Annotated in this window: 22 protein-coding genes; 21 read left to right on the top strand and 1 reads right to left on the bottom strand. The window is 60.8% G+C overall.

Going from position 1 to position 12,234, the window contains the following annotated elements:
- Nucleotides 1-12: 12 nt before the first annotated feature.
- Entirely contained in the window at nt 13-138 is a 126-nt protein-coding gene (locus CXR02_RS23005) for a hypothetical protein (protein ID WP_256468624.1), read from the top strand.
- 42 nt (nt 139-180) lie between these two features.
- Here the strand turns inward: CXR02_RS23005 and CXR02_RS14520 are convergent, their stop codons facing one another.
- A complete protein-coding gene (locus tag CXR02_RS14520; protein ID WP_104062631.1) occupies nt 181-1,632 on the bottom strand; it encodes a GH1 family beta-glucosidase in 1,452 nt (483 codons plus the stop codon).
- Between the two features lie 446 nt (nt 1,633-2,078).
- Between CXR02_RS14520 and rpsJ the strand changes: the two genes are divergently transcribed.
- The 20 genes from rpsJ (at nt 2,079) to rplO (ending at nt 12,141) form a co-directional block, all read left to right on the top strand.
- Nucleotides 2,079-2,387 (top strand): 30S ribosomal protein S10, encoded by a 309-nt coding sequence (rpsJ, locus tag CXR02_RS14515; protein WP_038464699.1) that lies wholly within the window; start codon nt 2,079-2,081, stop codon nt 2,385-2,387.
- A gap of 17 nt (nt 2,388-2,404) precedes the next feature.
- The gene (gene rplC, locus CXR02_RS14510; protein ID WP_056344391.1) at nt 2,405-3,055 is read left to right on the top strand and encodes a 50S ribosomal protein L3; all 651 of its coding nucleotides are present in this window, start codon (nt 2,405-2,407) and stop codon (nt 3,053-3,055) included.
- 4 nt (nt 3,056-3,059) lie between these two features.
- Nucleotides 3,060-3,683 carry a 50S ribosomal protein L4 gene (rplD, locus tag CXR02_RS14505; protein ID WP_056344389.1) on the top strand — a complete coding sequence of 208 codons (624 nt, stop codon included), beginning with the start codon at nt 3,060-3,062 and terminating at the stop codon, nt 3,681-3,683.
- Nucleotides 3,680-3,985 (top strand): 50S ribosomal protein L23, encoded by a 306-nt coding sequence (gene rplW / locus CXR02_RS14500; protein ID WP_018773664.1) that lies wholly within the window; start codon nt 3,680-3,682, stop codon nt 3,983-3,985. Before rplD ends, rplW begins: the two co-directional genes overlap by 4 nt.
- Before the next feature lie 29 nt (nt 3,986-4,014).
- Nucleotides 4,015-4,854: a 50S ribosomal protein L2 gene (gene rplB, locus CXR02_RS14495; RefSeq protein WP_056344386.1), complete on the top strand. Its 840-nt coding sequence runs from the start codon at nt 4,015-4,017 to the stop codon at nt 4,852-4,854.
- 12 nt (nt 4,855-4,866) lie between these two features.
- Nucleotides 4,867-5,148, top strand: coding sequence for a 30S ribosomal protein S19 (gene rpsS, locus CXR02_RS14490; RefSeq protein WP_056344384.1), 282 nt, complete (start codon nt 4,867-4,869; stop codon nt 5,146-5,148).
- Between the two features lie 38 nt (nt 5,149-5,186).
- Complete coding sequence (gene rplV, locus CXR02_RS14485) at nt 5,187-5,552, top strand: 50S ribosomal protein L22 (RefSeq protein WP_056344381.1); 366 nt, start codon at nt 5,187-5,189, stop codon at nt 5,550-5,552.
- Nucleotides 5,553-6,395, top strand: a complete 843-nt coding sequence (gene rpsC, locus CXR02_RS14480; protein ID WP_056344378.1) for a 30S ribosomal protein S3 — start codon at nt 5,553-5,555, stop codon at nt 6,393-6,395. It abuts the gene before it with no gap.
- Nucleotides 6,396-6,812, top strand: a complete 417-nt coding sequence (gene rplP / locus CXR02_RS14475; protein WP_056344375.1) for a 50S ribosomal protein L16 — start codon at nt 6,396-6,398, stop codon at nt 6,810-6,812.
- 2 nt (nt 6,813-6,814) lie between these two features.
- Entirely contained in the window at nt 6,815-7,144 is a 330-nt protein-coding gene (rpmC, locus tag CXR02_RS14470) for a 50S ribosomal protein L29 (protein WP_058931719.1), read from the top strand.
- Nucleotides 7,141-7,449, top strand: a complete 309-nt coding sequence (rpsQ, locus tag CXR02_RS14465; RefSeq protein ID WP_056344371.1) for a 30S ribosomal protein S17 — start codon at nt 7,141-7,143, stop codon at nt 7,447-7,449. Before rpmC ends, rpsQ begins: the two co-directional genes overlap by 4 nt.
- Before the next feature lie 534 nt (nt 7,450-7,983).
- On the top strand, nt 7,984-8,352 hold the full coding sequence (gene rplN, locus CXR02_RS14460; protein WP_024366126.1) for a 50S ribosomal protein L14: 369 nt from the start codon (nt 7,984-7,986) through the stop codon (nt 8,350-8,352).
- Nucleotides 8,353-8,355: 3 nt separating this feature from the next.
- A complete protein-coding gene (gene rplX, locus CXR02_RS14455; protein ID WP_056344369.1) occupies nt 8,356-8,715 on the top strand; it encodes a 50S ribosomal protein L24 in 360 nt (119 codons plus the stop codon).
- On the top strand, nt 8,715-9,296 hold the full coding sequence (gene rplE / locus CXR02_RS14450) for a 50S ribosomal protein L5 (protein WP_056344366.1): 582 nt from the start codon (nt 8,715-8,717) through the stop codon (nt 9,294-9,296). Before rplX ends, rplE begins: the two co-directional genes overlap by 1 nt.
- Nucleotides 9,297-9,374: 78 nt before the next feature.
- On the top strand, nt 9,375-9,773 hold the full coding sequence (rpsH, locus tag CXR02_RS14445; protein WP_056344363.1) for a 30S ribosomal protein S8: 399 nt from the start codon (nt 9,375-9,377) through the stop codon (nt 9,771-9,773).
- Between the two features lie 18 nt (nt 9,774-9,791).
- On the top strand, nt 9,792-10,328 hold the full coding sequence (gene rplF, locus CXR02_RS14440) for a 50S ribosomal protein L6 (protein WP_056344361.1): 537 nt from the start codon (nt 9,792-9,794) through the stop codon (nt 10,326-10,328).
- Nucleotides 10,329-10,330: 2 nt separating this feature from the next.
- On the top strand, nt 10,331-10,714 hold the full coding sequence (rplR, locus tag CXR02_RS14435) for a 50S ribosomal protein L18 (protein ID WP_104062630.1): 384 nt from the start codon (nt 10,331-10,333) through the stop codon (nt 10,712-10,714).
- Nucleotides 10,711-11,448 carry a 30S ribosomal protein S5 gene (rpsE, locus tag CXR02_RS14430; RefSeq protein ID WP_058931721.1) on the top strand — a complete coding sequence of 246 codons (738 nt, stop codon included), beginning with the start codon at nt 10,711-10,713 and terminating at the stop codon, nt 11,446-11,448. The genes rplR and rpsE overlap by 4 nt, the downstream gene beginning before the upstream one ends.
- A gap of 3 nt (nt 11,449-11,451) precedes the next feature.
- A complete protein-coding gene (gene rpmD, locus CXR02_RS14425) occupies nt 11,452-11,658 on the top strand; it encodes a 50S ribosomal protein L30 (RefSeq protein ID WP_056344352.1) in 207 nt (68 codons plus the stop codon).
- Nucleotides 11,659-12,141: a 50S ribosomal protein L15 gene (gene rplO, locus CXR02_RS14420; protein ID WP_104062629.1), complete on the top strand. Its 483-nt coding sequence runs from the start codon at nt 11,659-11,661 to the stop codon at nt 12,139-12,141.
- Nucleotides 12,142-12,234: the final 93 nt, after the last annotated feature.

The following is a 12,234-nucleotide window of genomic DNA, read 5'->3' as shown; positions in this document are numbered from 1 at the left end:
GAGGAGTACATCATGGAATGGCTGATTTTTCTGATCATCGTGGTCGCCGTGGTCGCCGGAGTTTTCTGGGCCAAGAAGCATTTCCGCACCGAGATTGACCGCGCCAAGCGCATCAACCGGGCAAACAAGGACAAGTAGCAAGGCCGCCGGGCCTCAGCCAGCCGGGGTGTTCGCCGGTGTTCAGCCGGGCTGGCCTTCGCCGGCGAGTGATTTCCGGGCCTGGCTGAGCGCCCGGTACCAGTAGAACGATTCCTTGGGTGTGCGCTCCAGGGTGTCGAAATCCACGTGCACCAGGCCGAAGCGCTGGGAGTACCCCGCGGCCCATTCGAAGTTGTCCATCAGCGTCCAGACGTAGTAGCCGCGGAGGTCCACGTCGTGGGCGATTCCGCCCGGTGCCGTCGCCTCCAGCGCGTGCCGCAGGTGGTCCGCGATGTAATTGATCCGCCCCAGGTCCTGAATGGGACCGCTGACGTGGTCGGGCTCCGGGAAGCTGGCGCCGCTTTCGGTGATGTACAGCGGGGGCAGCTCCCCTTTATAGCGGTCCTTTAGTTCGCGCAGCAGGATGCCAAGGTGCTCCGGCGCTACCGGCCAGCCGAAACCCGTGGTGCCGTATTCGGGGAACGGCTCCTGATGGAACGGCACCCGCACCATCGCCTCGGCAGGACCCGTGGGGCTTTCGGCCGGACCCCGTCCGGCTGCCACCTTCGTGGGGTAGTAATAGTTCACGCCGTAGAAGTCCAGAGGCTGGTGGATTGTGCGGAGGTCGGCGTCGGGGATTCTTCCGAACGACCGGAACCAGGGCTTGGCGATGAGCGGCGGGCGGGGGTATCGGCCCAGGAGGACCGGATCGGCATAGATGCGGTTGAGCATCAGGTCGAAAACCAGCGCGATGTATTTGTCCGTGATTTTTCGCGTGGCCGGCCGGACGGGGGAGTGGAGGTTGGTCACGCCGATTCCGCCGCGGACCCCTGCTGCGCGAAGCGCCTGGACGGCCATGCCATGGGCCAGCAGCTGGTTGTGGACAGCAGGAAAGGCATCAAAGAGGAGATCCCGTCCGGGGGCATGGACGCCCAGCGCATAGCCGTTGAGGACTACCGAGGCTGGTTCGTTGAGGGTTACCCACTGGTCTACGCGATCACCAAATCGCCGGCCGGCCTCGCCTGCGTACTCAGCGAAGCGTTCGGCGGTGGCCCTGTTCATCCAGCCGCCACGGTGCTCCAAGGGCAGTGGCGTATCCCAGTGGTAGAGGGTGGCCATGGGGGAGATGCCGGCTTCGAGCAGCTGGTCGATCAGGCGGTCGTAGAAGTCCAGGCCCTGTTTGTTGAACGCGCCGCGGCCGTCCGGCTGGATCCGCGGCCAGGAGATGGAAAAGCGGTAGGAATCCACGCCGAGGTCCCGCATCAGAGCCACATCTTCGGGCGAGCGGTTGTAGTGGTCGCAGGCCACTGCTGGGGAGTGTCCATCGATGATGGCGCCGGGTTTCTCCGCGAAGGCGTCCCAGCCGGAGGGACCCCGTCCGTCAGCGGAGAGGGAACCTTCGATCTGGAAGGCGGCCGCGGCAACACCGAGGGTGAACGAGCTGGGCAGTCGGTCGGCCAGATCGTGGACGGAAACGTCATTTTCGACGGTCATTCCCCCATCATCCATTCGGATGTTGCCGAAGGCAATGACCCCAGGTCGCGCAGGGCCCGAATGCGCAGTGTGCTGGCACATCTGCTGCAAGGGGAGGCGTCAGCCTGCAGATTCGCTTCTGGGCATAATATCCGGCATACTAGATGAGTTGTTCAAGCGCTTCTTCGTGTCCCGATCCGGATAATGCCGGGTGTCAGGGTCCAAGTGGAAGCCCAAACATAACCCACTCCCCATGGAACTGCGGATTTGTATGCGTGCTAAGCGCGACACGCCCGACCGCGGGGGTCGGTTACGTCGGCAGGTTGAGGAACCCGGATTCATCCGGATTCAGCTTGTGCGGCGGGTGGTAGTTCAGACTTCAAATGCTTCGGCAGCCACATGCAACAAGAAAGTGAACAGAGCAGCCCTCACCGGGAGCAGCACTAACTGAAAGAGAGTCAGGCGACATGGCGGGACAAAAAATCCGCATCCGGCTGAAGTCATATGACCACGAGGTCATTGACGTTTCAGCACGGAAGATCGTTGAGACGGTCACGCGCGCAGGCGCAACGGTAGTTGGCCCCGTGCCGCTGCCGACGGAGAAGAACATTTACTGTGTTATCCGCTCTCCGCACAAGTACAAGGACAGCCGCGAGCACTTTGAAATGCGCACGCACAAGCGTCTTATCGACATCATCGATCCCACGCCGAAGGCTGTTGATTCGCTTATGCGTCTCGACCTGCCGGCCGACGTGAACATCGAAATCAAGCTGTAGGGAGGTGCTGAGAGACTATGACCGCAACCCGTAACGTAAAGGGCCTGCTGGGCACGAAGCTCGGCATGACCCAGGTCTGGGACGAGAACAACAAGCTCATCCCCGTCACTGTGGTCCAGGCAGATTCGAACGTCATCACGCAGCTGCGCAACGCAGACACTGATGGCTACGTAGCTGTTCAGATCGGCTACGGCCAGATCGATCCCCGCAAGGTCACCAAGCCGCTGGCTGGTCACTTTGAAAAGGCAGGCGTCACGCCTCGCCGCCACGTCGTCGAACTGCGCACTGCAGATGCTGACACTTACGAGCTGGGCCAGGAGCTTTCTGTTGAGCTCTTCGAAGCCGGCCAGAAGATCGACGTTATCGGCACCACCAAGGGTAAGGGCTTCGCCGGTGTTATGAAGCGTCACGGCTTCCACGGCGCTCCCGCCTCACACGGTGCTCACAAGAACCACCGTAAGCCCGGTTCAATCGGTGGCGCATCCACCCCGAGCCGCGTCTTCAAGGGCATGAAAATGGCCGGCCGCATGGGCGCCGTTCGTCACACCACGCTGAACCTTACGGTTCACGCAGTTGACGTCGAGAAGTCGCTGCTCCTGATCAAGGGTGCCGTCCCCGGCGCCCGCGGCCAGGTCGTACTCGTACGCACCGCCGTGAAGGGAGCCTAGTTCAATGACTAGCACTGTCAAGGTTGACCTGCCTGCAGAGATCTTCGACGTTCAGACCAACGTGCCGCTGCTGCACCAGGTCGTCGTAGCCCAGCTCGCTGCTGCTCGCCAGGGTACCCACAAAACCAAGACCCGCGCCGAAGTTTCCGGTGCAGGTCGCAAGCCGTTCAAGCAGAAGGGCACCGGCCGCGCCCGTCAGGGTTCAATCCGTGCTCCTCACATGACCGGTGGTGGCGTAGTCCACGGTCCCACACCGCGTGACTACAGCCAGCGCACCCCCAAGAAGATGATTGCTGCTGCACTGCGCGGCGCACTCTCTGACCGGGCACGCAACGGACGCATCCACGTTGTTGCTGAACTGGTGGAGGGCACCAAGCCGTCCGTCAAGAACGCACTGGCAACGCTGCGCGGAGTTTCCGAGCGCAAGAACCTGCTGGTTGTCATCGAGCGCGCCAACGATGTTGCAGCACTTTCCGTGCGCAACCTCGCGGGTGTTCACGTTCTGTACGCAGACCAGCTGAACACCTACGACGTACTCGTCTCTGACGACGTTGTCTTCACCAAGGCTGCCTACGAAGCATTCGTTGCTGACCGGGCAGTAGCAAAGAACGAGGAGGATGCCAAGTGAGTGCAGCCACCATCAAAGACCCGCGCGACGTCGTGCTTGCACCCGTCGTATCGGAAAAAAGCTACGGCCTGATCGATGAGGGCAAGTACACCTTCCTGGTGGACCCCCGCTCGAACAAGACCGAGATCAAGCTGGCCGTGGAGAAGATTTTCTCCGTCAAGGTCGAATCGATCAACACCATCAACCGTGCCGGTAAGCGCAAGCGCACCAAATTCGGATGGGGTACCCGCAAGAACACCAAGCGTGCAATTGTGAGCCTCAAAGAAGGCACCATCGACATCTTCGGCGGTCCGCTCTCGTAGCGGAGACCACTTTAACGAGGAAATAAATTATGGGAATCCGTAAATACAAGCCGACTACCCCGGGCCGTCGTGGCTCGAGCGTAGCGGACTTCACCGAAATCACGCGGTCGACGCCGGAAAAGTCGTTGGTACGTCCGCTGCCCAAAAAGGGCGGCCGTAACAACTCCGGTAAGATCACGACCCGTCACAAGGGTGGTGGCCACAAGCGCCAGTACCGTCTGATCGACTTCCGTCGCCACGACAAAGACGGCGTCAACGCCCGCGTTGCCGAAATCGAGTACGATCCGAACCGCACGGCTCGCATCGCCCTCCTGCACTACGTTGATGGCACCAAGCGTTACATCATCGCCCCGAACAAGCTCTCCCAGGGTGACGTCGTTGAGGCAGGTTCCGGTGCTGACATCAAGCCCGGTAACAACCTGCCGCTGCTCAACATCCCGGTTGGTACCGTAATCCACGCAGTTGAACTGCGTCCGGGTGGCGGCGCCAAGATGGGCCGCTCCGCCGGCGCATCGATCCAGCTTGTAGCAAAGGAAGGCCGCTTCGCCCAGCTGCGTCTGCCTTCCGGCGAAATCCGCAACGTTGACGTGCGCTGCCGCGCAACGGTCGGCGAGGTCGGCAACGCCGAGCAGTCGAACATCAACTGGGGTAAGGCCGGCCGCATGCGCTGGAAGGGCGTTCGCCCGACCGTCCGTGGTGTCGCGATGAACCCGGTTGACCACCCGCACGGTGGTGGCGAGGGTAAGACGTCCGGTGGACGTCACCCCGTCAACCCGAACGGTAAGCGGGAAGGCCGCACCCGGCGTCCCAACAAAGAGAGCGACAAGCTTATTGTTCGTCGCCGTCGTACTGGCAAGAACAAGCGATAGGAGCCTGGACACATGCCACGCAGCCTGAAAAAAGGTCCTTTCGTTGACCAGCACCTCTTTGTAAAGGTGGACAGGGAAAACGAAAAGGGCACCAAGAACGTCATCAAGACCTGGTCCCGCCGTTCGATGATCATCCCCAACATGCTTGGGCACACGATCGCCGTACACGACGGACGCAAGCACATTCCGGTGTTTGTCACTGAGTCGATGGTCGGGCACAAGCTCGGCGAATTCGCTCCCACGCGGACATTCCGCGGCCATGTCAAGGACGACCGTAAGGGCAAGCGCCGCTAGGCGCCTGCACTTACGTCAAAGACGAGAGAAGGAAAGCAATGGAAGCCAAGGCAATTGCGCGTCACATCCGCGTAACGCCTATGAAGGCCCGGCGCGTCGTCAACCTTGTTCGTGGTAAGCAAGCGAATGAGGCTCTGGCAATTCTGAAGTTTGCCCCCCAGGCAGCTTCGGAGCCGGTATTCAAGGTAGTACAGTCGGCAATCGCAAACGCCCGGTCCCTCGCGGACCGCGACGGTGTTTCGTTTGACGAAAGCGACCTCATCATCAGCGAAATGTTCGTTGATGAAGGCCCGACCATGAAGCGGTTCCAGCCGCGTGCTCAGGGTCGTGCATTTCAGATCAAGAAGCGCACCAGCCACATCACTGTGGTAGTCGCTACACCTGAGAAAGAGGAGGCTCGCTAAGTGGGACAGAAAGTTAACCCGCACGGGTTCCGACTCGGCATCACCACCGATCACGTATCGCACTGGTTCGCTGACAGCACCAAGCCCGGACAGCGGTACAAGGACTTCGTTCGCGAAGACATCCGTATCCGCCAGCTCATGTCAGTTGGCATGGAGCGCGCCGGTATCGCCAAGGTTGAGATCGAGCGCACCCGTGACCGTGTCCGCGTGGATATCCACACGGCACGTCCCGGTATCGTTATCGGCCGCCGCGGCGCTGAAGCAGACCGCATCCGCGGTGAGCTTGAGAAGCTGACGGGCAAGCAGGTCCAGCTGAACATCCTCGAGGTCAAGAACCCCGAGATGGAAGCACAGCTTGTTGCCCAGGGCGTTGCTGAGCAGCTGACTTCCCGCGTGGCTTTCCGCCGTGCGATGAAGAAGGCCATGCAGTCCGCTCAGCGTGCAGGTGCCAAGGGCATCCGTATCGCCTGCTCCGGTCGACTGGGTGGCGCAGAAATGTCCCGCTCGGAGTTCTACCGCGAAGGCCGCGTGCCCCTGCACACCCTCCGTGCGAACATCGACTATGGCTTCTACGAGGCCAAGACCACCTTCGGCCGCATCGGCGTGAAGGTCTGGATCTACAAGGGTGACGTCACCGCGAAGGAACTGGCTCAGCAGGCAGCTGCTGCTCCGTCCCGCGGCCGCGGTCCCAGCGACCGTCCGGGCCGCCCGGGTGGCGCCGGCGGCGCTGACCGTGGTGACCGCCGCCGTCGTACCGACCGTCCGGCAGCAGAGGCAGCTCCGGCTGCCGAGGCTCCGGCAGTTGAGGCTGCACCTGCTGCAGTAGAAGGAGGACAGGCTTAAATGCTTATCCCACGTCGAGTCAAGCACCGTAAGCAGCACCACCCGGGTCGTTCCGGCGCTGCTACGGGCGGCACCAAGGTCTCCTTCGGTGAGTGGGGTATCCAGGCTCTGAGCCCGGCATACGTCACCAACCGTCAGATCGAGTCTGCCCGTATCGCGATGACCCGCCACATCAAGCGTGGCGGTAAGGTCTGGATCAACATTTACCCGGACCGTCCGATCACCAAGAAGCCGGCCGAAACCCGCATGGGTTCCGGTAAGGGTTCGCCGGAATGGTGGGTCTCAAACGTCAAGCCGGGCCGGGTTCTCTTTGAGATCTCCGGCGTCGAGGAATCGGTAGCTCGCGAGGCCCTGCGCCTGGCAATCCACAAGCTCCCGTTGAAGGCACGCATTTTGCGTCGCGAAGGTGGTGAATAGAAATGGCAGTAGGATCCAAGGAACTTGCATCTGCACAGCTGGACACGTTCGACAACGAGCGCCTCGTTGAAGAACTCCGGAAGGCTAAGGAAGAGCTGTTCAACCTGCGTTTCCAGTCCGCCACCGGTCAGCTGGAGAACCACGGTCGTCTGCGCGCGGTAAAGAAGGACATCGCACGCATCTACACCGTTCTCCGTGAGCGCGAGCTGGGCATTCGTGCCGAGGTTGCCGCACCGGTTGTGGAAGCCAAGGAAGAGAAGAAGTCCAAGAAGGCTGCAACCAAGAAGGCCGAAACGGCTGAAACGGTTGAGGCCGAGGAGGATGCCAAGTGAGTGAAAAGGACGAGAACGTGACGGAAACTGTTTCCGCAGCAGCTACGGCTGGCGAACGCGGTGACCGTAAGACGAAGCGTGGCTACGTAGTCTCGGACAAGATGGAAAAGACCATCGTTGTCCAGGTAGAAGACCGCGTAAAGCACGCTTTGTACGGCAAAGTCATCCGCCGCAACACGAAGATCAAGGCTCACGACGAAGAGAACAGCGCCGGCATCGGCGACCTCGTTCTCCTCGCCGAGACCCGCCCGCTGTCCGCTACCAAGCGGTGGCGTCTGGTCGAGATCCTCGAAAAGGCCAAGTAACACCCCGCAGCCTGCTTGCAGGTACTGCACCGGAAACCCCCGTTCCCATTTGGGAGCGGGGGTTTTCCGCATTTGGTGGTGGTTCGGTTTGCGGGCAGTGGCACGCGGAGCAGGTCTTTGGGGGACGGCCGACGGCGGGGGGCCGGGTTTCCGGGGAACGGCACCGCCGGTGGGCCGAAAGCGAGCCGTGCGTGACGCCGTCGTGCGTTGCCGGTTCTGGAGGGCGGCGGTTGTGCTGCGGCTGCCGCCGTGTGATATGGGAGATTGCCTTTATTGTGCTAGGATATTGAGTTTGTATGGCGCCCTCTGTGCGCCGTCATCAACCTCGTAAACAATCGTGCCACGGCATAGTGCCCCCTCGTGCTTCGGACCTGTCCGGATCCGCCTGGGAAGCAAATGTTTTTGGCACGGGCGTTTAGGCCTGGTCTGGCAAAATCCAGGCAGGTCAAGAGACACCCCGATCAACCGTTCCGCAAGGCTCATTCCGTAGGAAGATTTTCGGTCTGAGAACCGGCGCGACGCAAGGAGTAAATAGTGATTCAGCAGGAGTCGCGACTCAAGGTCGCCGACAACACGGGTGCTAAGGAAATCCTTACCATTCGCGTTCTCGGTGGATCTGGCCGTCGCTACGCAGGCATTGGCGACGTCATCGTCGCTACCGTCAAGGATGCAATTCCGGGCGGCAACGTAAAGAAGGGCGATGTTGTTAAGGCAGTCATCGTCCGTACCAAGAAGGAACGCCGCCGTGCGGATGGTTCCTACATCAAGTTTGACGAGAACGCAGCTGTGATCCTGAAGGCTGACGGTGACCCCCGCGGTACCCGTATCTTCGGACCGGTTGGTCGTGAACTTCGTGACAAGAAGTTCATGAAGATCGTTTCTCTGGCTCCGGAGGTGCTCTAGTCCATGGCTAAGATCAAAAAGGGTGACCTCGTTCAGGTCATCACTGGCGCCAAGGCTGAGCGCGGCGGCGACAAAGGCAAGCAGGGCAAGGTTCTGCGCGTATTCCCGGAGACCAACCGCGTGTTGGTCGAAGGCATTAACCGCGTAACCAAGCACACGAAGGCCGGTCAGTCGCAGCGCGGCACCAAGACTGGTGGCATCGAGGTCGTAGAAGCTTCGGTCCACATCTCCAACGTGGCTCTGGTTGACCCGTCCACCAAGAAGCCCACCCGCGTTGGTTTCCGCACCGAGACCGTGGAGCGCAATGGCGTGAAGCGCGACGTGCGTGTCCGCGTGGCCAAGAGCTCCGGGAAGGACATCTAATGACTGAGACTCTCGAGACTCCGGCAGCGAAGATCGTTCCTCGTCTGAAGACCAAGTACGCCGATTCCATCAAGAGCACGCTCGTTGAGGAATTCAAGTACAGCAACGTTAACCAGGTTCCCCGCCTGGTGAAGGTCGTTGTGAACATGGGTGTTGGAGATGCCGCTAAGGACTCCAAGCTGATCGACGGCGCTGTCCGCGATCTGACCCTGATCACCGGCCAGAAGCCGCAGGTAACCAAGGCCCGCAAGTCGATCGCACAGTTCAAGCTGCGCGAAGGCATGCCCATCGGCGCACACGCAACTCTGCGTGGAGACCGCATGTGGGAATTCCTGGATCGTCTGGTCACGCTGGCTCTGCCCCGTATCCGCGACTTCCGCGGCCTCAGTGGCAAGCAGTTCGACGGCAACGGCAACTACACCTTCGGTCTGACCGAACAGGTTATGTTCCACGAAATCGACCAGGATTCCATTGACCGCGTACGCGGTATGGACATCACGGTTGTAACCACCGCCAAGACCGATGACGAAGGCCGCGCGCTGCTCAAGGCGCTTGGTTTCCCGTTCAAGGCCGAAGACTAATCTAACTACGTAACAGGTCCTTCGCTGATGCTTCATGCAGCAGCGAGGAAACCGTTATGAGGAAGGGCAAGAGCCCAAATGACAATGACTGATCCGGTCGCAGACATGCTTACGCGTCTGCGCAATGCAAACTCGGCGTACCACGATTCCGTGTCCATGCCGTACAGCAAGCTCAAGGCACGCGTTGCCGACATCCTGAAGGCTGAAGGTTACATCGCCTCCTGGAAAGAAGAAGACGCAGAGGTTGGCAAGAAGCTGACCCTCGACCTTAAGTTCGGACCGAACCGCGAGCGTTCAATCGCTGGCGTTCGCCGTATTTCCAAGCCGGGCCTGCGTGTTTACGCAAAGTCCACCAACCTCCCGCACGTGCTCGGTGGCCTGGGTGTCGCAATCCTGTCCACCTCTTCCGGCCTCTTGACTGATAAGCAAGCCGGCAAGAAGGGCGTGGGCGGCGAAGTCCTCGCCTACGTCTGGTAACGGGAAAGGAAGAGAATAATGTCACGTATTGGACGTCTCCCCATCACCGTTCCTGCCGGCGTTGAGGTCAAGGTTGACGGCTCTGTCGTCAGCGTCAAGGGTGCCAAAGGCGAGCTGAACCACACTGTGGCCAGCCCGATCGAGGTTTCCCTGGAAGCAGAGACCCTGACTGTCGCCCGCCCGAACGACGAGCGCGCCTCCCGTTCACTCCACGGCCTGACCCGCACCCTGATCTCTAACATGATCGAGGGCGTTACCAAGGGCTACGAGAAGAAGCTTGAAATCGTTGGTACTGGTTACCGCGTTCAGGCTAAGGGATCTGACCTTGAGTTCGCTCTCGGCTACAGCCACCCGGTAAATGTCACCGCACCGGACGGCATCACCTTTGCAGTTGAGACCCCGACCAAGCTCTCTGTTTCAGGTATCAACAAGCAGCAGGTCGGCGAGGTTGCTGCCAACATTCGCAAGCTGCGGAAGCCGGACCCCTACAAGGGCAAGGGCATCCGCTACGCAGGCGAAGTCATCCGCCGCAAGGTCGGAAAGGCTGGTAAGTAACCATGGCCATCTCAATTAACAAGAAGCGTACGAACAAGAGCAAGTCTGCTTCGCGCAGCCGCCGCCAGCTTCGTATCCGCAAGCGCATCTCCGGCACGGCTGTACGTCCTCGTCTGGTCGTCAACCGCTCCGCACGCCACGTATTCGTCCAGGTTGTCGATGACACCAAGGGCCTGACCGTTGCAAGCGCCTCCACACTGGAAGCCGACCTTCGTGCATTCGAAGGCGACAAGACCGCCAAGGCCAAGCGCGTTGGCGAGCTCGTTGCCGCTCGTGCCAAGGCTGCCGGTGTCGAAGCAGTTGTCTTCGACCGCGGTGGTAACAAGTACCACGGCCGAATTGCTGCTGTCGCTGACGGCGCACGTGAAGGTGGGCTGTCACTGTGACGGAAGCAAACAAGGAAAAGGACACTGTGTCTGCAGATCAGAAGGCTACTGAAGCCGTAGCTGCTCCGGCCACTGAGACCACTGCGCCCGCAGCTGCTGCCGATGACCGCCGTGGTGGCGCTCGTCGTGGCGAGCGTGGCGACAAGGGCCAGGGCGGTCGCGATGGCGGCCGCGGTGGCCGCGGTGGCCGTGACGGCGGCCGCGAAGCCGAGAAGAGCCAGTTCATTGAACGCGTTGTCACCATCAACCGCGTTTCCAAGGTGGTCAAGGGTGGTCGTCGCTTCAGCTTCACCGCTCTGGTCGTCGTTGGTGACGGTAACGGCATGGTCGGCGTGGGCTACGGCAAGGCTAAGGAAGTTCCTGCCGCAATCGCGAAGGGCGTTGAAGAGGCCAAGAAGTCCTTCTTCCGCGTTCCCCGCATTGGCAACACCATCCCGCACCGCGTTCAGGGTGAGGCCGCTGCCGGCGTCGTAATGCTGCGTCCGGCTTCCGCCGGTACCGGTGTTATTGCCGGTGGTCCGGTCCGCGCCATCTTGGAGTGCGTGGGCATCCACGACATCCTCTCCAAGTCGCTGGGTTCCTCCAACGCCATCAACATCGTTCACGCGACTGTTGCTGCGCTGAAGCAGCTCGAAGAGCCGGCAGCAGTGGCAGCACGCCGCGGCCTGCCGCTGGACGAGGTTGCTCCGCCGGCAATGGTGAAGGCAATCCTGAACCAGAAGGCGGGTGTCTAAGCCATGGCTAAGAACCTGATTCCCTCCGACCTTCAGTTGGAGATCACTCAGATCAAGTCCGCCATTGGCGGCAAGCAGAACCAGCGCGACACCCTTCGGTCACTCGGCCTGAAGCGGATCGGACACACCGTTGTCCGCACCGCCGACGCCGTGACTGTTGGAATGCTCAACACGGTTCCGCACCTGGTAAAGGTAGAGGAGGCGAAGTAAATGGCAGAGAAAAAGATCGCCGCAGAGACTGCTGAGAAGCAGAACACACTGAAGGTTCACCACCTGCGTCCCGCCCCGGGTGCCAAGACCGCCAAGACCCGCGTTGGTCGTGGTGAAGGTTCCAAGGGTAAGACCGCTGGTCGCGGTACCAAGGGTACGAAGGCCCGCTACCAGATCAAGGCTGGCTTTGCCGGCGGCCAGTTGCCGCTGCATATGCGCCTGCCGAAGCTGCGCGGCTTCAAGAACCCGTTCCGGGTTGAGTTCCAGGTTGTAAACCTGGACAAGCTCAACGAGCTGTTCCCGGAAGGTGGCACAGTCACCGTGGAGAACCTGGTCGAAAAGGGTGCCGTTCGCAAGAACCAGCCCGTCAAGGTGCTTGGCACCGGCGACATCACCGTCAAGGTTGACGTCACCGTCCACGCATTCTCGGCCAGCGCCGCAGAAAAGATTGCAGCAGCAGGCGGAAGCACCACCGCTCTCTAGTAGACGGTGGGCGAACGCCCGTTGTGAACTCCCGGTGTGCAAGGCCCAAGGGCCCTGCACGCCGGGAGTTTTTTCGCATCCGCCCGCCGACTA

The sequence above is a fragment of the Arthrobacter sp. 4R501 genome, assembly GCF_002929755.1.
GTDB lineage: Bacteria > Actinomycetota > Actinomycetes > Actinomycetales > Micrococcaceae > Arthrobacter.
Note: the sequence above shows the minus strand (reverse complement) of the source record. Positions and strands in the feature narration are given on the sequence as shown.